Annotated in this window: 19 protein-coding genes; 15 read left to right on the forward strand and 4 right to left on the reverse strand. The window is 40.2% G+C overall.

Features of this window, described 5'->3' with window-relative positions:
• The first annotated feature begins 9 nt into the window (after positions 1-9).
• Positions 10-1,875, forward strand: a complete 1,866-nt coding sequence (locus tag LI074_RS03530; RefSeq protein ID WP_118330757.1) for a heavy metal translocating P-type ATPase — start codon at positions 10-12, stop codon at positions 1,873-1,875.
• A 45-nt stretch (positions 1,876-1,920) separates the two neighbouring features.
• Complete coding sequence (locus tag LI074_RS03535; RefSeq protein WP_118330770.1) at positions 1,921-2,283, forward strand: ArsR/SmtB family transcription factor; 363 nt, start codon at positions 1,921-1,923, stop codon at positions 2,281-2,283.
• 55 nt (positions 2,284-2,338) lie between these two features.
• Here the strand turns inward: LI074_RS03535 and LI074_RS03540 are convergent, their stop codons facing one another.
• Complete coding sequence (locus LI074_RS03540; protein ID WP_118330758.1) at positions 2,339-2,821, reverse strand: Gx transporter family protein; 483 nt, start codon at positions 2,819-2,821, stop codon at positions 2,339-2,341.
• Positions 2,822-3,211: 390 nt separating this feature from the next.
• Between LI074_RS03540 and LI074_RS03545 the strand changes: the two genes are divergently transcribed.
• The 10 genes from LI074_RS03545 to eno all read left to right on the forward strand — a co-directional run bounded on the left by LI074_RS03545 (position 3,212) and on the right by eno (position 15,670).
• Positions 3,212-5,188 carry an Ig-like domain-containing protein gene (locus LI074_RS03545; protein ID WP_118521882.1) on the forward strand — a complete coding sequence of 659 codons (1,977 nt, stop codon included), beginning with the start codon at positions 3,212-3,214 and terminating at the stop codon, positions 5,186-5,188.
• A gap of 213 nt (positions 5,189-5,401) precedes the next feature.
• Complete coding sequence (locus LI074_RS03550; RefSeq protein WP_117674512.1) at positions 5,402-5,998, forward strand: FMN-binding protein; 597 nt, start codon at positions 5,402-5,404, stop codon at positions 5,996-5,998.
• Positions 5,995-6,771 carry a 4Fe-4S binding protein gene (locus tag LI074_RS03555; RefSeq protein WP_118521883.1) on the forward strand — a complete coding sequence of 259 codons (777 nt, stop codon included), beginning with the start codon at positions 5,995-5,997 and terminating at the stop codon, positions 6,769-6,771. The genes LI074_RS03550 and LI074_RS03555 overlap by 4 nt, the downstream gene beginning before the upstream one ends.
• 130 nt (positions 6,772-6,901) lie before the next feature.
• Positions 6,902-7,936, forward strand: coding sequence for an FAD:protein FMN transferase (locus tag LI074_RS03560; protein ID WP_118521884.1), 1,035 nt, complete (start codon positions 6,902-6,904; stop codon positions 7,934-7,936).
• Between the two features lie 125 nt (positions 7,937-8,061).
• Complete coding sequence (locus LI074_RS03565; RefSeq protein WP_118521885.1) at positions 8,062-9,951, forward strand: penicillin-binding Tp47 domain C-containing protein; 1,890 nt, start codon at positions 8,062-8,064, stop codon at positions 9,949-9,951.
• Positions 9,952-10,128: 177 nt separating this feature from the next.
• Positions 10,129-11,631 carry an FMN-binding protein gene (locus tag LI074_RS03570; RefSeq protein WP_265107638.1) on the forward strand — a complete coding sequence of 501 codons (1,503 nt, stop codon included), beginning with the start codon at positions 10,129-10,131 and terminating at the stop codon, positions 11,629-11,631.
• A gap of 64 nt (positions 11,632-11,695) precedes the next feature.
• A complete protein-coding gene (locus LI074_RS03575) occupies positions 11,696-11,956 on the forward strand; it encodes a heavy-metal-associated domain-containing protein (protein WP_118521887.1) in 261 nt (86 codons plus the stop codon).
• Between the two features lie 294 nt (positions 11,957-12,250).
• Positions 12,251-12,637 (forward strand): hypothetical protein, encoded by a 387-nt coding sequence (locus tag LI074_RS03580; protein WP_118572331.1) that lies wholly within the window; start codon positions 12,251-12,253, stop codon positions 12,635-12,637.
• A gap of 12 nt (positions 12,638-12,649) precedes the next feature.
• The gene (locus LI074_RS03585; protein WP_265107639.1) at positions 12,650-13,951 is read left to right on the forward strand and encodes a M56 family metallopeptidase; all 1,302 of its coding nucleotides are present in this window, start codon (positions 12,650-12,652) and stop codon (positions 13,949-13,951) included.
• Positions 13,952-14,365: 414 nt separating this feature from the next.
• A complete protein-coding gene (gene eno, locus LI074_RS03590) occupies positions 14,366-15,670 on the forward strand; it encodes a phosphopyruvate hydratase (RefSeq protein WP_442860834.1) in 1,305 nt (434 codons plus the stop codon).
• Between the two features lie 128 nt (positions 15,671-15,798).
• On the opposite strand, the gene LI074_RS03595 is transcribed toward eno, so the two are convergent.
• Both LI074_RS03595 and LI074_RS03600 read right to left on the reverse strand, forming a co-directional pair.
• A complete protein-coding gene (locus LI074_RS03595; RefSeq protein ID WP_265107641.1) occupies positions 15,799-17,658 on the reverse strand; it encodes a serine hydrolase domain-containing protein in 1,860 nt (619 codons plus the stop codon).
• Between the two features lie 187 nt (positions 17,659-17,845).
• Complete coding sequence (locus tag LI074_RS03600) at positions 17,846-19,225, reverse strand: citrate/2-methylcitrate synthase (RefSeq protein ID WP_119241937.1); 1,380 nt, start codon at positions 19,223-19,225, stop codon at positions 17,846-17,848.
• Between the two features lie 408 nt (positions 19,226-19,633).
• Between LI074_RS03600 and LI074_RS03605 the strand changes: the two genes are divergently transcribed.
• Positions 19,634-20,113, forward strand: coding sequence for an acyl-CoA thioesterase (locus tag LI074_RS03605; protein ID WP_008703099.1), 480 nt, complete (start codon positions 19,634-19,636; stop codon positions 20,111-20,113).
• 33 nt (positions 20,114-20,146) lie between these two features.
• Here the strand turns inward: LI074_RS03605 and LI074_RS03610 are convergent, their stop codons facing one another.
• Positions 20,147-21,274, reverse strand: a complete 1,128-nt coding sequence (locus LI074_RS03610) for a ComEC/Rec2 family competence protein (protein WP_055059760.1) — start codon at positions 21,272-21,274, stop codon at positions 20,147-20,149.
• Positions 21,275-21,552: 278 nt separating this feature from the next.
• Between LI074_RS03610 and LI074_RS03615 the strand changes: the two genes are divergently transcribed.
• Both LI074_RS03615 and LI074_RS03620 read left to right on the forward strand, forming a co-directional pair.
• A complete protein-coding gene (locus LI074_RS03615) occupies positions 21,553-21,771 on the forward strand; it encodes a FeoA family protein (RefSeq protein ID WP_020993897.1) in 219 nt (72 codons plus the stop codon).
• Between the two features lie 45 nt (positions 21,772-21,816).
• Positions 21,817-23,769 carry a GGDEF and EAL domain-containing protein gene (locus LI074_RS03620; RefSeq protein WP_173680793.1) on the forward strand — a complete coding sequence of 651 codons (1,953 nt, stop codon included), beginning with the start codon at positions 21,817-21,819 and terminating at the stop codon, positions 23,767-23,769.
• Positions 23,770-23,801 lie beyond the last annotated feature (32 nt).

Here is a 23,801-nt window from a genome sequence, read left to right on the forward strand (position 1 = left end):
GGTATTGAGATGAATAAGAAGCAGAAAAAAATGCTGGTAAGAATTATCATATCCCTTATTCTGTTGGTTGTTTTTTCCCAGCTTCCGGTTGAGGGTTATCTGCGGTTTGGTCTTTTCATGATCCCTTATCTGATCATCGGATATGATATTCTGAAGAAAGCATTCAAAGGGATTAAAAATAAGCAGGTCTTTGACGAAAATTTCCTGATGGCAGTGGCTACCATAGGTGCCATCCTTCTGGGAGATTATACAGAGGGCACAGCAGTTATGCTTTTCTATCAGATCGGAGAGCTTTTCCAGAGTTATGCAGTAGGAAAGAGCCGCAGAAATATCAGTGAACTGATGGATATCCGTCCTGACTATGCAAATGTAGAAAATAACGGCCAGCTGGAACAGGTGGATCCGGACGAGGTAGCGATCGGAACTATTATTGTTGTACAGCCGGGAGAGAAAGTACCCATTGATGGTGTGATCACAGAAGGTACTTCCACATTAAACACCAGTGCATTGACAGGGGAAAGTCTTCCAAGAAATGCAAAGGTAGGAGATGAAGTGATCAGTGGCTGTATCAACATGACCGGTTTATTGAAAATCCGCACAACAAAGGAATTTGGTGAGTCCACAGTATCTAAAATCCTGGAGCTTGTAGAGAATTCCAGCTCCAGAAAGTCAAAATCCGAGAACTTTATTTCCAAATTTGCAAAATATTATACTCCTGCTGTGTGCTACGGTGCCCTTGCCCTTGCTCTGCTCCCGCCAATCGCATTGCTGATCATGGGAAAACCTGCAATGTGGGGTGACTGGATCTACAGAGCACTTACCTTCCTGGTAATCAGCTGTCCATGTGCACTGGTGATCAGTATTCCGTTAAGCTTTTTTGCAGGAATCGGCGGTGCCAGCAACCAGGGAGTGCTTGTCAAAGGCTCCAACTATCTGGAAACACTGGCACAGACCAAATATGTGGTATTTGATAAAACAGGTACCATGACCCAGGGTGTATTCGAGGTAAGTGGTATTCACCACAATGAAATGTCTGATGAGAAATTGTTAGAGTATGCAGCACTTGCAGAGTGTTCTTCTTCCCATCCCATCAGCAAGAGTCTGCAGAAAGCATATGGCAAACCTGTTGACAGAAACCGTGTTGCAGATATTGAAGAGATCAGCGGAAACGGTGTGATCGCCAAAGTGGATAGTGTCTCTGTAGCAGCGGGAAATGCAAAACTGATGAAGAAGCTTGGTGTTGCCTATCAGGAATGTCATCACGTAGGAACCGTGGTACACATGGCTGTAGATGGCAGATATGCAGGACATATCCTGATCTCTGATATTATCAAGCCTCATGCAAAAGAGGCCATTACAGAACTGAAGAAGGCCGGCATTTCCAGAACTGTTATGCTTACCGGCGACTCCAGACGGGTTGCAGATCAGGTTGCCTCAGAGCTGGGAATTGATGAAGTTTACAGTGAACTTCTTCCCGCTGATAAGGTAACAAAGGTGGAAGAACTTCTGGATAAAAAAACAGCCAAAGAAAAACTGGCATTTGTAGGTGACGGTATCAATGATGCCCCGGTATTGTCCAGAGCAGACATCGGTATTGCCATGGGTGCCCTTGGCTCCGATGCAGCGATCGAGGCAGCAGATATTGTGCTTATGGATGATGACCCGCTGAAGATCTCCAAAGCAATTAAGATCGCACGTAAATGTATTCGCATTGTATATGAAAATATCTATTTTGCTATAGGTATCAAAGTTATCTGCCTGATCCTGGGTGCCATTGGTATTGCAAATATGTGGATGGCAATTTTCGCAGATGTAGGAGTTATGATTATTGCGGTATTGAATGCCATCCGTGCGTTATTTGTGAAAAAACTGTAAATATAGATAAAATTGGCAGTAATGAGAAAGGAAACAGGTGACAGAATGGAAGAACGTAAAGATGAAGTATGTGATGGTTTTGAGGTTCATGAAGATCTGTTGAAGATTGTAAATGAGACTCTGCCTGAGGAGACAGAGCTTTATGATCTGGCAGAACTTTTCAAGGTTTTCGGAGACTCTACCAGAATACGCATTTTGTTTGTTTTGTTTGAGGCAGAGGTATGCGTCTGCGATCTCGCTAAAGCATTGAATATGACTCAGTCTGCAATCTCTCATCAGCTTCGTATTCTGAAACAGAATAAACTGGTAAAGAGCCGCAGAGAGGGAAAATCTATTTTCTATTCTCTGGCAGATGATCATGTCCGCACGATTATCAACCAGGGACGGGAACATATAGAAGAAGATTGAAAAAAGCATCAGTTATCTGAAAGATTATAAATTCAGATAACTGATGCTTTTAAAGTTATAGATGAACTCTTTTCAAAATCTCGTTAGTAAGTCCGCCGATCACTACTCCGGCAGCAACACCTGCCACCAGAAGTGCCGGTGCGTATACAAACACACTTGCATTTTGTACGATCAGCATGGCAATGATTAACTGACCGATATTATGGGAAACACCTCCTGCAACGCTGACACCGATCAGACTGAAGGAGGTTTTTTTCAGCATAAGTGTCATAACCGTCATACTAAGCGCAGCGCCTGCCAGACTGTACAGGATACTGAACAGATTTCCGAACATAAATCCGATCACCAGAATGCGGACAACAGAAACCAGGGCAGCCTCCCTGAATGAATATTTCTTCAAAATAAAAAGTACTCCCAGATTGGCAAGTCCAAGTTTAATCCCCGGAATCCCCGCAAAAACCGGAATCAGTGATTCCACATATCCCAGAATGATCGCCACAGCTGAAAAAAGCCCGAGGCAGGCTGTTTTTTGCTTCATAAATCTATTTTCTCCTCTCAAAAAAATCCAAAATGGAATTCTCGGAATTCTTCAGACATTTTAACATAGAAAAAATATTCCCGCAACCATAAGTTAGATATAACTAATACTGATTTTTACTGAAGTATTTATTGAGAAAAAATGACGAATATCCCAGATAAAAAAGTGTGGATTTTCTCAGACAGACATGTTACTATTTTACAAGTTAGTAGTGACTAATTTATTTTATATAATTACTGCTGACAGCATACCTATAGCAATCCTATATGAATATCTTTGGCAGAAGTCACTCCCTTTTGGTAAAAGTAAAATCCCTTTGGTTAATAAGTTGATTAACCCTCTGGTAAGAGTGATTCCGCAAAAAGAAAAATTTTAGAAGAGGAGAAAACCATGACAAACAAAAAGCTTATGAAAAAAATAGCACCTGTTGTAATGAGTGCCGCAGTTGCTATGACCAGCATGCCATATGCAGTTCTGGCATCTGATTTTACAGACAGTGAGGTACTTACAGACAGTACAGATTTCTCTGTTTCCGAAGAGTTTGACGCCGAGGATGCGCAGGAAGAATTTACCACCGAAGATGTCCAGGATGCTTTTGCTGCAGAAGCACAGCAGGGCGAAGCCTATGTTCTTATGAACATCCCATATGATGATTTCTATAAGGCAGAATTGAAAAACAATGATGTAAAAGTGGATGCCTTTACATCTGCAACCCTTAATAAATCAAGAACTTCCGGAATGATGAACGGAAATTCCGCTTATCATGTAGACCCCAACGGAACCGATGTAACAGGTGTTACATTCCCTGTAAAAGTCAGTGATCTTTCCCTCCTGAAAGACCAGAAACAGGTAACAGATTCTGACTCTGTTACAATTACTGTGACAAACAAAGGACAGACAAGCAGCAATACCTATACAGGAAAAGATTCCCTGATTGAAAATGCCTCTTATTCTTATTACATTTTAAGCGAAACACCGTCTTATTACAAAGAACTTACTGTAAATGCAGATGGCAGCTATTCATTCTCAGCAATGAAAGGCGCTCAGACAAAGACAGTTGCAATTGATGCTACATTAAAAACAGAAACAAAATACGGTGATTATGAACTGGATCTGGACAAGGAAATTTTTTCATCACTGCTCGATACAACCACAGATAAGGTTTATGGTGTAACTGTAAATACTACAGACGGAACTAACTATGGCCTGCGTCATCTGGAGAATATCTGGCACGGAAGCAAGCTTGCCTGGGGAACCGGATATACAACAGAAGTTCACGGATGCCCTGTTTCTTCTGCACATTATAAATCAATCATGGGAAAAACCATTGACAGCGTTACTTATTACACAGATAAGGGAATGATCACCTTTGATGTTCCGGATGTAAAGGTACAGACAACTACAGGAATCAAGGCAACAGTAGCAGATATTATGAATACAGACACATCTGCAGCAGTTACCTTTGACCAGACACTGCCTGCTGATTTCAAGGCACAGTATGCCGTAGACGGAACTGCGGTTTCCTGCACAGACGGAAAACTTGCTGTTGGAACTCTTTCACTGGGAACACACAAGGTTGAAATTGCAGATGCCAGCGGAAACTACGCAGCTATTGTCACTGAATTTACAGTAAATACAGACAAAATGCCGGCTTCCTATGACAGTAACGAGACAAAGCTGGTTGCAGCAGAAGGCATTACTGCAGAAGAATTCTCTGCATACATTAAGAGCATCAGCAAAGTAAAAGTTGATGATACAGAATATGCCGCAACAGGAAAAGGAAGCAAAATCATTGTAAAAGAAGATGGAACTTTAGACCTCACAGATCTTCAGGTAACAGACACAACTGTATTTGAAATAACTGCTGTGGGATATAAGAATAATCTTACTTTTACTTACAAAGAAGTAGAAAATACATTTGAATTAAATACTTCTTCCAAGACTCTATATACAAAAGGCAGCACAAAAACCACTCTCAAAGTTACAACAAACCTTACCGATAAAATTACATGGGAATCCAGCAACACAAAAGTGGCTACAGTAAACAGCAAAGGTGTTGTAACTGCTAAAGCAAAAGGAACAGCAGTGATCACAGCATCCTGCGGAGAATACAAAGTAACCTGCAAGATAACAGTTAAGAATCCATCACTGAAACTTACAAAAACTTCAGCGACTGTAAAAGCAGGAAAAACAACAAAAATTTCCGCAAAAGCAACCCCATCCGGAAAGATTACTTACAAATCCAGCAACACCAAGATTGCAACAGTAAGCTCCAAAGGCATTGTAAAAGGAAAGAAAAAAGGTACAGCCAAAATCACAGTAACCTGCAACGGAGTTAAAAAGGTATTTACAGTAAAAGTAAAATAAATGATAACAGATCAATGACTCACACAATAAATGACCTCGGATTTTACTCCGGGGTCATCTTAATGAGAAAAAAACAACATTAGCAAAAGCCATTATATATAGATTTTTGGATACGAAAATGATATACTTCCAAAGTTAGTTGTGATTAAGTTTTGCTTCGCTCAAAAACAAATGTCATATCCGGCAAAAATAAAATGAAAGAGAGGAAACAACGTGAATAATCAAAATTTTTATCTGCGTCTGATTGCTCTTTTGCTGATCATCATGGCGGTATTTTTCTATAATGGAACAGTAAAGGATAAAGAACAGACTCAGGATATTGCAGACCTGACTGCAAAAGTAGAGAGTCTGGAGAATCAGCAGGACCAGATTCTTACAGCATTACAGGAAACTTATGAAGAACAGAAAACAGCAGCAGAAAGTAAAACTTCTTCTGATGCCTCTTCAGAAGCTGATAATAAATCCGAAAAGGATTCTACAGATAATAAGGAAAATACAGACCAGGCAGATTCTGAAGAAGCCGATGACTCTGACAATGTATATAAGAATGGCACCTTCGAAGGTTCAGGAACAGGATACGGTGGAACGATCACTGTTCAGGTAACTTTGGAAGACGATACCATTACAGCAGTCAGTGTAGTCAGTGCACCGGGTGAAGACAGTGCTTATCTGTCACAGGGTGAGAATGTCATAAACAGCATCATCAGCGAGCAGAGCACAGATGTTGACACCATTTCCGGAGCAACTTTCAGTTCTACCGGTATCTTAGAAGCAGTAAATGACGCATTATCAAAGGCGGAAAACGCATGAAAAAGAAACAACGAAAGGTACGGCTGATCCGTGCCGCCATACAGCTTATATTTTTTATAGCAGCGCCATCTCTTTTTTCTACTGCATTTGCAGGAGTAAAATCTATCTTTCTTGCAATCGGAGGACAGCAGAGCGTAACCTGGAACTCCTTTCTGGATATCACGGCATTGCTGTTGATCATTACCATTCTGTTCGGACGTCATTTTTGCGGTTATGCCTGTGCGTTTGGCTCGCTGGGAGATGCTCTGTATGAGCTTACCGCATTTATCCGTGCGAAATGCTTTGGAAAAAAGAAAAAACATGGATATCCGGAGGAATGGGTGCACAGATTACAGAAAGTAAAATATGTGCTTCTTATATTCCTGCTTCTCTCCTGCATAACAGGATTCTATTCTAAATTACAGGGAATGAGTCCATGGGATGTATTCTCCATGCTTACAACAGGCAGACTGCCAAAATCTACATATATTGCAGGAACAGTTCTGCTGATCCTGATCATGGTCGGAATGTGTACACAGGAGCGTTTCTTCTGCCAGTTTCTTTGTCCCATGGGAGCGGTATTTGCAATCATGCCGATCATCCCGGGAGCACTTTTCAAACGTAATCGTCCAAACTGTGCGCAGAAGTGCACTCTCTGTAAGAAGAGATGTCCGGCACATCTGGATATTGACGGCGATACTGCACATTCAGGGGAATGCATCTGCTGTCACGCCTGCACTGCAGTCTGCCCAAGAAAAAATATTCACACAGGCACTGTTATTGATAAAAATTAGCAATTACTAACTTATTGAGAAAATTTGATTAGTAAGAACTAACTATATTGGTAGACATACTATCCGTACAATGATATAGTCTATAGAGTTAGATAACAACAACAATAAGAGGATAAGGAATCAGAAATATATGACAAACAGACGCTCTTTTGTGCTGGGACTTTTCATTACGGCATCTCTTTTATGCACATCCCGGACTGCATGGGGAAACTCTGAAATAAACACTTACACCAAAACAGACTTTGCTATGGACACTGTAGTATCAGAGACTCTTTACACAACAGGTGAGGATATCACAGCAGACGTAATCTCTGCATTAAAAGATGTGGAAGAGAACTGGATCTCCTGGACAAAAGAAAGTTCTCAGATATATCAGATCAATCAAAATGCCGGAAATACAACAACGGTATCTGATGAAACTGCCACCTGTTTAAAACAGGTACTGGATTTGTCGAAGGATTCTGACGGAGCCATGGATCCTACTATGGGAAGAGTGATCCGCCTGTGGGATATTGACGGAGAGGATCCGCACATTCCTTCAGATGATAAATTAAATTCCCTGCTTGAAAATGTAGGATATGACAAGGTGACTCTGGATGGAAATAAAGTTACCATGCCGGAAGGAGTAACCCTGGATCTGGGTGCGGCAGGTAAGGGAATCGGCTGCGATGCAGCAAAGAAGATTCTTGATGCAGATAAGAATGTATCAGGCATGATTCTGAATCTTGGCGGCAGCAGTGTTATGAGCTATGGAAGCAAACCCGACGGCTCAACCTGGCAGGTAGCTGTCACTGATCCGCGGGATACAGAAGGTGATTACCTTGGAGTAGTTACTCTGAATGGTACTGAATTTTTATCTACTTCCGGAGATTACGAAAAATATTTTATAGAAGATGGTGTCCGATATCATCATATACTGGATCCTGCTACAGGATATCCTGCAAGAAGTGGTCTTACATCTGTGACGGTTGTGTGTGATGATGGTCTGAATGCGGACGGACTTTCCACTGCCTGCTTTGTACTAGGAAAAGAGAAAGCAGAGGAACTTTTAAAGAAATACAATGCAGACGGACTGTTCGTAGATGATTCTGATCATGTCTGGATGACGGAAGGCATGAAAGAAAGATTTCAATTACTGAAAGATACTTATTCCATCAGTGAATAGGCTTATCTTATATAAAGATCTCTGAACTGTCAAAACTTTCAGTTTTCCGGACAGTTTGGAAATATATTTATCGTTACTGTGAACAGTAACTATTTATCAAATCATATTCAGGAGGATTTAAAGGTATGCGCAAAGGAAATTTGATCAAAATGGCAGCTCCTGCAATTTTAAGTGCAGCAATGATGGTTTCAGGATTACCGGTTATGGCTGCGGATTTTACATCTGATACTGCTGTGGAGACTGAGGCACAGACAGATGAGTTTGATGCAGCAGATGACACCGCTGATGCTTTTGCAGGCGATGAGGAAACACCTTTTGTTGACGATCAGGCAGCAGCAGAAGATGAATTCGCTGCAACAGCAGAAACAGGCTACAAATATGTCTATGCAGGTCTGACATGGGCACAGTACTGGGCATCTGAGGGAGTTTATAATGCTGCAAACACAGCTTCCAATGGAACAAAAGACAGCCATGATGAACTTGACAAAGGCGGTTTCGACACAGTAACCAGAGCTACTGTAAACCATGGCCTGCACAGAGGAAGCTACCAGTGTGAAGCAATCATGTATGACAAAAACGGCGGTTCTTATGAGATTTCCTACTGGACCTCAGCTAATGATGCAGTTCTTACAGACGGAACAACTGTAAAGCTGAATCAGCCTGAAAGAGGACAGATTACAAAAGCTGATGGAAGTGTTGTAGAATTCGACCATTATAACGTAGTAGGCCTGAAATATGTACCTGTCGCAGTAAAAGCAGAAGATTATGAAGCCTTCAAATCCCAGTTCAAGGTTGTGGAAGACGGAAGCACAGTTGCCGGAGGATTTGGAGAAAACAATTTGCAGTCCTATAGTGCAGTTGCGGATGTTACCGCTGAAACAAACGGCTTAAAAGAAGCTGTAAAAGGTTCCGATGGAACATTCACATTCAAGGCCAGAACAAACGGTACAGGTTCCGGACTTAAAGATCAGGCACTCCAGACAGCATCCAATGTTACCGCAACAGTAAAAGAAGCAAGTGGAAGTTACGGCGAATTCTTAAGAGTAGATATTACAGGTGACGGATATGGTGCTCTTGGTGCTAAAATGTATGCTGTAAAATGGGATTACTACGGAAATGGTAATAAAGTTCTGGCATCTTACGGAACAAAATTTGCAGCAGATAACTGGATGCACAAGGCAATGGGAATCCAGCTTGGTCTGACAGATTCCTACCGCTGCCAGCTTCCAAAAGGAACAGATGGAACCGGCAAATGGAAAATCACCGTATATGCAATGGGATATGCAGATACTGTATTTGAAGTTAATGCAACAGATGCAAACATCGTAAAACCGGAAGCAGGAGAAGCAGATACAACAGCATTAAAAGCAGCAGTAGAAAAAGCAGAAGCCTTAAAAGAAGCAGATTACACAGCAGATTCCTGGAAGGCAATGCAGTTAGAGCTTCAGGAAGCAAAGGATCTTCTTGCAAAAGAAAAGCCAACTCAGGCAGAGGTTGATGAAGCTACAACCCATCTGAACGCAGCAGTAGAGGCTCTTGTTAAAGCAGATACGAAGGTAACAGTAACTCTCAACAAGAAAACAGCCACTGTTTACAAAGGAAAAACAACTACACTGAAAGCAACTGTAACAGGAGCAGATGCACCAAAAGTTACATTTACTTCCAGCAACCCAAAAGTTGCAGCCGTAAACAAAACAACCGGTAAAGTTACTGCAAAAGCAAAAGGTAGTGCAGTCATCACAGCTAAATGCGGAGATGTAAAGGTAACCTGCAAAGTAACAGTTAAAAATCCAACTCTTACACTGAGCAAAACATCTGTATCTGTAAAAGTCGGCAAAACAACTAAGATTACAGCAAAAGCAGCTCCGTCAGGAAAAGTTACATACAAATCCAACAACAAGAAAATTGCTACAGTATCATCCAAGGGTACAATTAAAGGTATCAAAAAAGGTACTGCCAAGATTACAGTAACATGCAATGGCGTAACCAAAACAGTTAAAGTAACTGTAAAATAATCTGACCGGACTGAAGTCAGGCTGATAATTGCAGTCGGATTCGCAGACAAAAGAAAAGAAATCCTGTATCCCACAGAAAGGGCAGGATTTCTTTTCAGCTGTAAAACTTTATACAGTTATTACAGTAATCACTTGAATATGATTACCTGAAACAAACTATTGAAGAAGGAGGAATTTATGGACAAAAATAATGAGCAGAAAAATAATAAGACTCCGGAAACGAAACCAAAACAGGACAGTTTCCGTCCATGGTTAAAGCTTATTCCTGCGGCAGCAGTTTTTGCAGCAGTCTGTGTAACCTGTTATCAGGCAGATAAAAGTCCTGTGGAAACCACATCAGTTTCCGATAATAATATTATGTCTACTGACGAGATTAAAGAATTGATTTCGCACGGAGCTGCAGGTAAGGATTTTGATTCAGAGAACTCTTCTGAAACCAATGGAACCTCAATTTCAAAAACATCAAAAAAAACAAAGAAAATAAGTAAGATTAAAACAGGAACAAAGAAAAATTCATCTACAGGTTCCTCTGCAAGTGGAGGTACAGCAGGGGGTGGTGCAGGAAGCACAGTCACACCGACTACAGAAGTTCCCGCCGGTGGATATGCAGACGGTACCTATACAGGCTCCGGGACCGGTTTCGGAGGAACGATCACTGTTCAGGTAACTGTCACTGACCATAAAATTACAGCTATCAATATTGTAGATGCATCAAATGAAACAGCCTCCTATTTTGCAAATGCACAGGGTGTGATCAGCAAAATTCTTGCAAGCCAGTCTCCGAACGTAGATGCAGTCAGTGGTGCCACTTATTCTTCAAACGGAATTATTACTGCGGTTCAGAATGCATTGTCACAGGCAATTCCATCAGGAAATCAGGCAGTTGTTACGCCAACTCCCACTCCATCACCGAAACCGACAAAGAAACCTTCTCCAATACCGAAGCCGGGAGACGAACAGATTTACAAAGACGGAACCTATACAGGAACTGGAAAAGGATACAGTGGAACAATTACGTTGACAGCTAAGATTAAAAAAGGTGTGATCAAGTTTCTGGAAGCAGAGCATACAGATACCCCTGTGTTCTTTAAGAAAGCATGGGATATCCTGGAAAATGAGATCATTCAGAATCAGTCTGTCGATGGCATTGATACTGTCAGTGGTGCAACCTACTCTTCAAAGGGTATCATAAACGCAATGAAAGATATTCTGAAACAGGCAGAAAAAGGCACCACAAAAGTGACACCAACTCCAACACCAGAAGTAACAGTTACGCCAATTCCTGAGGCAACCCCAACCCCGACACCGGAAGAAACTCCGACTCCAGAAGTTACTCCAACACCAGAGGAAACACCAGCTCCCACACCAACACCGGAAGAGACTCCGGAGCCTACGCCGGAACCTACAGGACCATATACTGACGGAACTTATACAGGCTCAAGCTACGGATACAGTGGAAGAGTAAATGTAACAGTAACGATTCAGGGCGGTCAGATTGCATCTATTGAACAGAGTAACAGTGATTCACCTGAGTACTTTGATTATGCATGGGAAACTATTTATCCTCAGATTATGGGAAATCAGTCAGCAGACGGAATTGATGCTGCAAGCGGTGCCACTTATTCCTCAGAAGGAATCCTTGGAGCAATTCAGAAAGCTCTTGCCCAGGCATTGGCATAAAATTATTGTAAGAGAAAAAATCCTGGCTATTTCTAACTTATAGCGTAAAATGGAGGACAACAATATGATTAAAACAACTGTAAAAGTAGACGGTATGATGTGCGGAATGTGCGAATCTCACGTAAACGATGCAGTGAGAAAAGTCTTTCAGGTAGATAAAGTTACTTCTTCCCACAGCAAAGGGGAAACTGTGATCATCTCAGAGAAACCTGTAGACGAAGCAAAGCTAAAAACAGCCATCAGCGCAACAGGATATGAAGTAAAAGGTATCAGTTCAGAACCTTATGAAAAAAAGAAAGGTCTGTTTTCATTTCTTCATAGATAATGAGCATGTTCAGTAAATATCATTAAATCATAAACCTATTAAAAAACCAGGCAGAAATTTTGCAGATTATACTGCAGTTTTTGCCTGGCTTTCTCTGTGCCAACAAATTGATTTCTCGACAAATCTCGAATAATGGCGTTAAAAAGTCTGAAAAATTCCCAAAAATCAGTTGCTTAATTTGTACAAAACATGGTAGACTATTTGTAGTTAAGAAGTGACAGAAATTTACAATTACTTAACCGAATCAGGTGAGACAAATGACTCTATCTGCCTGATTAATCAGGAGATGAAAGAATGAAAAGAAAGATAGAACTTGTCTGCTGGATTTTATTTACCTTATGTTCCGGTATTTGCTTCTTTATCAATTTTATGAGCAAACCTCCTGTAGACGATACACATAAATTTACCTTATATATGATCGGTGCTGCAACAGTATCTTTACTTTATCCGGGAACTATGTTTATCCTTGGACTGAGAAACAGTTATCTGTATGATAAATTAAACAAATTTGCTAAAGAAAAGGGCGAGACGGAAACTGTCAAATCTACACAGATTTCAAAACCATCCGTATCAGGATATACAGTCTCTGATATGAACATCCTTGTCAGTGCTCTGACCTCTGATCAGAAACTTACAGAGGAAGAGAAAGAATATTTATTAGAATACATTAAGAAGAAATGATGTGATGTTTAAATGGAACTGTTAGTTTGTATGTCCATTGCAGGAAGTATTCCTGTTGTGATCTGTTTACTTTTGTATATAATCCAGCGTGGAAACTATAATTACATTCTCGGAAGAAGATTACTACTGACAGGTGTGTTCTTTTATCTGGTACCTGTGCAGTTGGTTAAATATTTGCTTCCAAAAGATGCACTTCCAGAAACAATGTTAATTGGTAAAAAAGCTGATTCCTATCTTTCAGGTTCTCTAGCTTTCTGGAGTGAAAAGCAGGGTGATTACATATGGATACCTCAATGGATTAATATATTTGCCAGGATCTGGCTAGCAGGAATTATTATCTTCGCAATCTATGAGATTATTAAATACTGGAGAGGAGCACATTCTATCCGGAACTATATCTTTGAAAAGATTGAAGATCCAGAAGATAATCTCACCTATTATCTGATTCCAGATGAGATCTGTGGTCCATGTACCATTGGATTTTTCCGTCAGAAGATTGTGTTTCCAGAGAGTTTTCCTCTGCATCCTGATTTTATTATGGTATATAAGCATGAACATACACATTTGAAAAATCATGACAATTTAGTAAAACTTTTATGCCTTTTTGTTCTGTGCCTGCACTGGATGAATCCTGTGGCATATCTTTTACTTTTCCTTTACATAGATACAGCAGAAATAGTCAGTGATAGTGCAGCCGTCGATGGCTGTACAAAAGAAAAACGTCAAGACTATGCAAGTTTGCTGGTATTAGAAGCCGCAACTTCTGATATTCGCCCAGCCGTGTGGAAAAATAACCTTTCCGGACATAAAAACAATAAGGAAGGAAAGGATTTTAAAACATTAAAAAGGAGGATCAACTACATGATGAAGGAAAAGAGAAAAGGGGTGTTACAGAGAGGAATTATGGTGGCAGTGTCGGCGTTGACAGTTGTGGCGAGTGCCGGGACGGTAATGGCGTATGCGCCCGTTGCGTCATCGGATGAAAGTTTTGAAGAATTTATTTCTGATGATTCAACATATGATTTTGGATTTGATAATATGGATGACAGTCTAATGATAGAATCTATTGATTTTTCTGAAAGTGACACTGTATATGTTGATTCAACCGGAGATCAAATAGTAGATCAGAGATCATCAGATACTTATGCATTATGTACGCATAGTATGATTCCAGCAACTTTTTATACTCATACAAAGAATTCTTCTGGAGGATGTACTGTAAAAGTTTATAAATGTCAAAGATGTGAAAAATGTGGATATAGTGCTAACGCTCAGTATGATCATACTACTACATATGCGAAATGCCCTCATTAATTAAAAACTTATTTATGTAATATATAGTAAAAAGATCTTCAGATGTTTAAGAATTATTTTAAATGTCTGGAGATCTTTTTATTAATTTGATATTCAATATTTATAACTTAAATATCTTAATTTTAATACATTCATTCTTCTGAAATACTTTCTCAATATCCCTCCAATTTCCCTCTTGCATTTTTGTGAAAGTTAGAATATACTAACCAATAGAGTTAGATATAGTAAACTCTCGCGTGAATAAAATCATTTGAACTCCATCCGAAGACCTGCTGAATTCTTCGGAACATTGGATTACGTCTGTACTTTCTGAAATCACAGCTATGCTGAAAACCGTACCTCAGATATGATCCACTTGGTACATCAAAGCTACGGTGTACCAGGAGTCCAAATGCAAAACCAGAAAGGGGATTTATCATGTACTTAGAAATTGAGAAAGTAATTGGAAGAGAAATTCTGGATTCCAGAGGAAATCCGACAGTAGAAGCAGAAGTATATCTGATGGATGGCACTGTTGCAAGAGGAACTGCTCCAAGCGGTGCATCTACAGGAGAATTCGAAGCTCTGGAATTAAGAGATGGAGATAAAGCTCGTTACCTTGGAAAAGGCGTACAGAAAGCAGTAGAAAACATCAACACAACAATCAACGAGGCAATCGAAGGTCTCGATGCAGGCGATATCTATGCAGTAGACGCAGCAATGATCGCAGCAGACGGAACAAAAGACAAATCCAAACTTGGAGCAAATGCAATCCTTGCAGTATCTATCGCATGCTGCAGAGCAGCGGCAACTTCTCTTGAAATTCCGCTGTATCGTTTCCTTGGCGGAGTATCCGGAAATCGTCTCCCTGTACCAATGATGAACATCGTAAACGGCGGATGCCATGCATTATCATCCGGGCTGGATGTACAGGAATTCATGATCATGCCAGTTGGGGCACCTTCCTTCAAAGAATGCTTAAGATGGTGTGCAGAAGTATTCCATGCACTTGCTTCTATCCTGAAAGAACGCGGACTTGCTACATCAGTAGGTGATGAGGGTGGTTTCGCACCTGCACTGAAATCCGATGAAGAAGCAATCGAGACAATCCTTGAAGCAGTTAAGAAAGCCGGATATGAACCAGGCAAAGACTTCAGGATTGCCATGGATGCTGCTTCCTCTGAATGGAAGAGTGAAAAAGGCAAAGGATATTATAAACTTCCAAAAGCCGGCACAGAGTATACATCCGAAGAGCTCATTGAGCACTGGGCTAAATTATGCGAAAAATATCCGATCATCTCCATCGAAGACGGTCTGGATGAAGAAGACTGGGAAGGATGGCAGAAACTTACAGCCAGACTTGGCGACAAAGTACAGCTTGTCGGTGATGACCTGTTTGTTACAAATACAGAAAGACTTGCAAAAGGTATCAGCCTTGGCGCAGGTAATGCGATCTTGATCAAATTAAACCAGATCGGTTCCGTATCCGAAACACTGGAAGCAATCAAGATGGCTCACAAAGCAGGATACACTGCGATTTCTTCTCATCGTTCCGGCGAGACAGCAGATACAACAATCGCAGACCTTGCAGTAGCACTGAACACCTGCCAGATTAAGACCGGAGCTCCAAGCAGATCCGAACGTGTTGCAAAATACAACCAGCTTCTCCGTATCGAAGAAGAACTCGGCGCAAGCGCAGTATATCCGGGAATGAAAGCCTTTAATGTAAAGCAGGACTAAACAGAACTATAGCAATCCTCGTAAATAATGCATACCATAGATAAAATAAACCTGTAAAATGCAAAATGCATTTCTCATCTTAATCGTTTAGTGAGAAATGCATTTTTGTATATGAGACTTTATTATATTCACTCATCTGTATCAATACTGTCTGTTTCTTTCGAACTCTTCAGATATCCCCTTACAGCAGGCTCAATCGTCTGTTCCATAAGCCGGTGAAGCAGTTCTGTCGTCGTAATATTATGATCTCCCAGAAGCGAATTATACAGGAAGTTTCCTGACAGTTCTTCAGTAATAGAACTCAGTCCTGCCAGAATCATTTTTTTACCGGGTGTTTCGTTCCATCTGATTTCAATTCCATTATCTTCATGAAAGAAAATGTGCACTTTTCGTTTCACACATTCTTCTATAAAAGTAATTTCCAGCTTTAATACAGGGATATCGTTTTCATCCCTTGCAAATTCTCCCAGTGTAGCTACAAGGTAATGTTCTCCATGAAGATCAACACATCCATCCGCAGCCCTTCCAAATCCAACAGGAAGCTTATGGATCACCTCACCTTCGGTAAAAGAAACGTAAAAGTTTCCTGCATCATAAGTAAAAGAAATTTCAGAAATACCATCTGTCATATTATTGTGGAATACCTGCACAAACAACGGCGCAATTCCAATATTCTGCTGTTCCATAACATAAGTTCTGTCGCTTACAGCCCGCATAAAACTGTGATGATCAGATGGGCGATTAACGGCTGCTGAAATACGGTAGCTGTACTTTTTATCTGAATGCTTCCTTTTGGAAACTACATTTCTTTTCCATCCCCCGCGCAGAGAAGTACTTCTGTTATTATTTTCTACATTTTCCAGTTCTCCGCACAGTCGTTTCAGAAGACCATAGGAGAGTGGACTCTCAGGTAGAATATCGGCGGGATGATAATTAACAGGGAAGTATTTCCGGATGATATTCAGCATGATACAGTCCTGAAACATTTCTTTGTTTCCGGCATTTGTGACAAGAACCATATCCATATCAGGATAAATAATAACATTCTGTCCCAGCATCCCATTATATTCAAAGCTTCCCGGGCGCTGTTCCATCCATAGCTGATATCCATATCCATAGGTGTCATTCTGAGTTTTCAGATGTCGTGCCGTAGATATTTCTATCCAATATTCAGACACCAGCTGCTGACCATTCCATTTTCCCCTCTGAAGATACAGCTGGCCAAGTTTTGCCATGTCTTCTGCACAGAGAAACAGTCCCCAGCCGCCTTTTGTAATTCCTTTCGGACAGGTTTCCCAGTAATATTTCGTGATACCAAGAGGACCAAACAGTCTCGGAGTCAGATATTCGGTCAGGGTTTCTCCTGTACGTTTCGTCACGATTGCAGAAAGAACATAAGTATTCAGACTGTTATATTGAAACTCCGTTCCGGGTTTTCCATTGACAGATGCATTCAGAAAGCTTCCAAGCCAGTCATTTCCGGACACGATACCTGATTCATTAAAAGTTACGCTGCTTGTCATGGTCAGCAGATTCTCTACTGTGATTACAGGGCGGAAAATCTTTGAAAAGGCATTTATATGATCCGGAAAAATGTCATAAATATTTTCATCGAGCTTTAATTTTTCCTCTTCGATCAACATGCCGATTGCCATGCCTGTGATGCTCTTGCACATGGAATGTGTAATATGCCACATTCCCTTAGGATATGGTGCAAAATTACATTCACAGATTACCTTGCCATGACGCAGTGCCATAAAATGATGCATTTCCGTATCTTTGGAAGCATCCAGTTCCCGAAGAAGGGCAGCAAACAGATCAGAGGAGATTCCCTGACTCTCCGGTGTGGCACGTACAAATGCCTGCTCATAAACTGCATCAAACGGAAAATCCGGTTTCTGTGGGAAATAATCTACCCGTGTACCGCCTGTCTTTCCAAGGATCATATTTAAAACCAGTTCTGCAACTGCAATCTGTTCTTTTGCCATAAAAATACCTCCTTTTCGGATTTGTTTTGATTATACAGACCTCATACAACAAATGCAAATATATTTTTACAAGAAAGGATATTTCCAGTGAACAGTAATACAGGATTCTCTTTCTACGGCGTATCGCTTTACTGACATAATAAAACGGCTGCGGAATGAACCGCAGCCAGTAATAAGTTTCATCTGTTTATCTTTCTTCAAAAGCGACAAAATCTGTATGATGTCCTACATACTTATAAGCAGGACGGATGATCTTATTTGCATTGATCAGTTCTTCCAGACGGTGAGCACTCCAGCCTGGCATACGCGCAATAGCAAAAATAGGAGTAAATAATTCTTCCGGAATCCCAAGCATGCTGTATACAAATCCACTGTAGAAGTCCACGTTTGCGCAGACATTCTTAAACAGTTTTCTATGTTCCATGATCAGCTTACCTGCAACACTTTCCACACGGTCATAAAGTTTGAATTCCTCGGTCATTCCCTTCTCTTCAGCCAGTGCCTGAGCAAAACGTTTCAGGATTACCTCACGAGGATCGGAGAGAGTATAAACGGCATGTCCCATACCATAAATCAGCCCGGCATGATCAAATGCTTCCTTATTTAATACCCTCTTGAGATAATCAACAATCTCATCTTCGTTGTCCCAGTGTTCTACATGAGCTTTCAGATCTGCAAACATGTTCTGAACTTTCAGGTTCGCACCACCATGACGCGGTCCCTTCAGAGATCCGATAGATGCAGCAGTGGAAGAGTAGGTATCTGTACCTGAAGAAGTTACCACGTGAGTTGTGAAAGTGGAGTTATTACCACCACCATGCTCAGCATGAAGAATCAGTGCGATATCCAGAACCTTAGCTTCCAGTTCTGTATATTTACCATCCGGACGAAGCATAAGAAGAATATTCTCTGCAAGGGAAAGTCCTTTCTGTGGATTACGGATAAATAGGGTCTCATCTTTACGAAAATGACGATATGCATGGTAAGAATATACCGCAATCTCAGGAAGCTTTGCAATCAGTTCCAGTGACTGGCGAAGCACATTCTCAGGAGAAATATCTTCCGGATTATCATCATATGTATAAAGAGCCAGAACACAGCGCTGCATAGCATTCATAATGTTGGCATTGGTTCCTTTCATAACAACATCGCGTACAAAACGACCGCCAAGATCTTCCATGTCAGCCATCATATCCAGGAATCTGGAAAGTTCCTCTTTACTGGGAAGCTTACCAAAAATCAGAAGATAAACTGTTTCTTCAAATCCAAAACGTCTGCCATTCAGACCGCTGATAATATCCTGTACATTGATTCCCTGATAGTATAGACGTCCATCAGCCGGAATCTGTCTGCCGTTGATCAGATTATAACCATTAACATCAGAAATCTCTGTAAGACCGGTCAGAACACCCTTACCAGCGGAGTCACGAAGACCTCTTTTTACATTATATTCTACATACAGATTTGGATCGATATGATGATTCTTGAGCAGTTCCTGTTCAAAGAATCTCATTTTGTCACGAAGCTGTCCGGAATCTTCCAGACTCATCATTTCATGTTTTTCCATAATATCATTCCTCATTTCCCCGTTATTTATCTACAGTAATACTCGCAAATTCACTTATAGCAATACTCGTAAATAATGCATATTATAGTGAATTTTATTAAAAAACACTGATACAGTGAATTGCAGATGCATCCTTGCGATCAGTGTTTTACTATGGCGAACATTTGTATTTGTACCTATTTAAATATTGTACAGTAAAGTGATGGGAAAGGCAAGATAAAGATTGTATTTTTTTTTATACAATCATATTAAAGTGATAACGCTTTAAAATTATACAGAAGGAAAAATATTAAAGTGATAACGCTTTAAAATTATATAGAAGGAAAATTATGAAAAATATAACACAAAATCATGGAACGTGCTATAATAGCCAACAGAAAGCATGATAAAGGGGAAGTGAGAAAAGAAATGTCAGAAAGAAAAATGAAACGAGTTGAGGACTCCTTAACAGAGCAGTCTCATTTATTAATGCCAAAGTGTCTGAATGCCGCAGGTTATCTGTTTGGCGGACAGCTGCTTGCATGGATTGATGAAACAGCAGGTATTGTTGCCAAGCGTCATGCGGAAATGAATGTGGTAACTGTTGCAGTAGACAATATGTATTTCAAAGCCGGAGCCAGAGTGAACGATACCATCGTTCTCATCGGACGGCTTACACATGTGGGACGTTCTTCCATGGAAGTACGTATTGATACTTACTGTGAAGCCCTTGATGGAACCAGAACCATGATCAACCGCGCATATTTTATTATGGTTGGAACAGATGAACATCAGCATCCTGTGGAAGTACCGGGACTTATCATTGAGGGAGTTACTCAGCAGATAGAGAATGAAGCTGCACAGAAACGTGCAAAACTCTGGAAAATCCGCAGACAGGAAGGATTTTAACAAAACAGCCGCAAATGCGGCTGTTTTTGTTTATCAGTAACATTTACTGCAAGGTCCGTATCCCATAGCTTCGGCTTCTGATCTGGATACCTGTCTGGCTGTATCCGGGTTCATTCTTCCACAGTTGGGAATGCTGTGATATTTTTCGCCGGTTGCAGGGATCCATACCATTGTTCCTAGATCTGCATTGTTGGATTCTTCCTGTTCAGGTACCGGATCAGAAGTGGTAGTTTCTTCTTGCCAAGAGTTTCCACCAGTGCCACCTGCAGAAGCATTTACAGAGGAGTCTCCGGAAGAATAATCATTGCATGGCTCCTGTGACCAGGAAATATTTGTTCCATCGGAGACTGCTATGATCGTACCCTGTTTATCTGTTCGGAATACAGGGATTCCCATATCCGACAAACGTCCCATTGTATCTGCTGACGGATGATTATACTGATTATTGATTCCGCAGCTTATGACTGCGTAAGATGGAGAAGTTGCCTCAAGGAAATCCCAGGTAGTTGAACTTGCAGACCCATGATGACCAACAGAAAGAACATCACAGTCAAGGTTCATACCTGTACTGATCATATCCTGTTCACTGGTTTCCTCTGCATCTCCGGTAAAAATAAAGCTATTTGAACCATTTTCAAGTTTGATTACAAGAGAGTTATCATTACTGTTCTGGCTGATACCATTCGGTGCAAGAACAGTGAAACTTCCGGTGCCAAAATCAAATGTTTCACCTACAGAAGGATACTGTACGATAATTGCATTTGCAGTGGCAGTATTCATAAAATTATTGAATAAATTTGAAGTATGTACATAGTCTGGTCCGAATATATTACTTACAGAGAAATTGTCTATACATGGAACAAGACCGCCGATATGATCTTCATCATAGTGAGAAGCGATCATATAGTCAATGTTTTCCACATTCTGTTCCTGTAAGTAGGAGATGATCAGATCAGCATGGCTCTGATCCCCGCCATCGTACAAAAGATTTTGTCCTCCGGACTGTACTAAGATGGCATTTCCCTGTCCAACGTCAATAAAATGAACTGCCATCTCACTGTTGCCTTCAGCTTTTACCGTCAGTGCTGATTGCGGAACTAAGGTAAACAGCAGAAGGAACAGAGATAGAATTAGTGATAGTAACCTGTTTTGTTTCTTCATAAAAAGCCTCCTGAATGTTAATAACAGTTTGATTATACCATTTATTGAGAAACAAAAACATAATTTATTTTGCCAGAGGTGTTTTGGGTTTATTGATTATTTACGAGGACTGCTATAGTGTCAACACAAATCATCAGATAAAATTTCTCAAAAGTAAAAAAACGACTTCTTTTTGGAAGAATTCATGTTATACTGTGTTAGTCGAAGCTAACGACAGAAATAAAGAGGTAACTGTCAGCAGCGTTTTCAGCAGTCCTTAAAGAATGGAAGGATGTATTATGCCATTAAACTTAGCTCAATTTAACATCAAATACAAGATCAGTAAAGTCTGCGGTCAGGAAAAACAGCGGCATTATCTGGAATCCCTTGGATTCATTGCCGGCAGTGAAATAGAACTTCTGTCAGAAATCCATGGCTATTATATTGTCATGGTAAAAGGAAGCAAAATTGGAATTGAAAAGAGTATGGCAAAAAGAATCATCTTATATGCAGCTTAAACTTATGATAATGAATGAAAATGAAAGCAGGTTATTAATCAAAATATGGAAAAGAACAAGATTACAATACGTCTTTGTTATATAGAGCTTATAATATTTGCCGGAATCCTTGTAACCATGATTTTCCACTTCAGATGCAGATTTGAAAAATCTTTTTTTGCGCTTATGATTATTGCCGCACTGGCCGGATGCGGAGTTTCCCTTGCACTCAAAGATTATCTCAAGAGTATGATCCAGAGTTCTGCTTTTGATGTTGCAGGGGTTCATAATAAAAAAGCATTAGAAAAACAACTACAGCAGATTCAGGACGAAGACGATACTCTGGACACTGGAATTATGATGTTCGATTTAAACAATCTGAAAATAATCAATGATACCTATGGACATGAAGAGGGAGATGTATTTATCCAGACATTTGCATCTTTTCTCACCCGGATACTTACAGAAAACAGTTACCTTGCGCGATTCGGCGGAGACGAATTTCTGATTATTCAGAGAAATACTACATGGTCGCAGTTAGAGCAGATGAATATCCAGCTCCAGACACTGATTGATGAGCATAATCAGACAGCAGATCATCCGTTAAGTTACGCAGTAGGATATGATATCAGCTGTAAGAATCATTATTATCTGATCATGGATCTTCTTAAGATTGCAGATGAGAAGATGTATCAGGACAAAAAATATAAAAAACAGCAGCTTGCTCAGAAACAGCAATATCTGACCAAGAGTGGTCTGGCACAGAGCATTTCTTCAGATTCTCTGAAAGAAAAAATATTTACCATACTCACAAATGCTAACGGTGAAAAAGAATATGCATTTATCATGACAGACATTAGCAAATTTCATTTGATCAATGATTACTGGGGATATGAAACAGGAACAAAAATCTTGAATTTTGTACTCAGAAGAATGGAACTTTTTTCGGCTTCTCTGTTTGTAAACAGATATCATTCCGATGTTTTTGTGGCAGTGCTTGACATAACAGGGCGTAAATCATCTGATGTAAAAAAGCAGATTGAAGAGTATAATCGCCAGATCATACAGGAAATCCTCAAAACATTTCAAATTAATTATTTTCATCTGAATACAGGAATTTATTATCTCAAAGATACCAGCATTCCTGCAGAGCAGATCATATCACATACAAACATTGTTCGTGAAAAAGCTAAAACAGAATTATCCGGTGTATGTGAATATAACAACGATATTGCATTAAATGAACGGCACTGTGCGGATACCATCCACTCATTCAAAAGTGCATTGAAGCAGAAAGAATTTAAGATTTATTTCCAGCCGAAAATATGTGGCAAAGATCAGACAATCGCAAGTGCAGAAGCATTGGTAAGATGGCAAAGAGAAAATGATACCATGTGGTATCCTGATATGTTTCTCCCAATTTTGGAAGAGACCGGCGAAATCCAGGCACTGGACTATTATGTATATGAAGAAACCTTTGCATGGATGAACCAGCGTCAGAAAGAGGGAAAGAGGGTCATTCCTGTTTCTTTAAATGTATCACCTGTTCATTTTGGAAACATTCACAGTTTTGCAGAAAAAGTAATGGCACTGATCAAACAATATGAAATTAATCCATACCATGTAATATTTGAGATTACAGAAACTACTTTTATCCATAATATAAAAGCGGTAAATGAAATGATCTGTTTCTTCCACGAACAGAATATACGGATTTCCATGGACGATTTTGGTTCCGGTTATTCTTCTCTGAATGCATTAAAAGATATTCTGTTTGATGAAGTTAAAATAGATAAACGCTTCCTTTCCGATGATCTCTCTGAAAATGGAAAGATTGTCCTCCAGGAGATTTTTCATCTGTTGAAACGTACAAACAAATCTATCGTGTGTGAAGGTGTGGAAACAAAAGAAATGGTAGACTTCCTCGTAGAAGAGGGGTGTGATGAGCTGCAGGGCTATTATTATTACAAGCCGATGAGTCAGAACGCTTTTGAAAAGCTGCTGGAAAACATAGTTTGAATCATCCGAAAATCAGGCGGATAAAATTATCT

It is taken from the genome of Blautia sp. MSK18_10 (assembly GCF_020553185.1).
GTDB classification, from domain to species: Bacteria; Bacillota; Clostridia; order Lachnospirales; family Lachnospiraceae; genus Blautia_A; species Blautia_A wexlerae.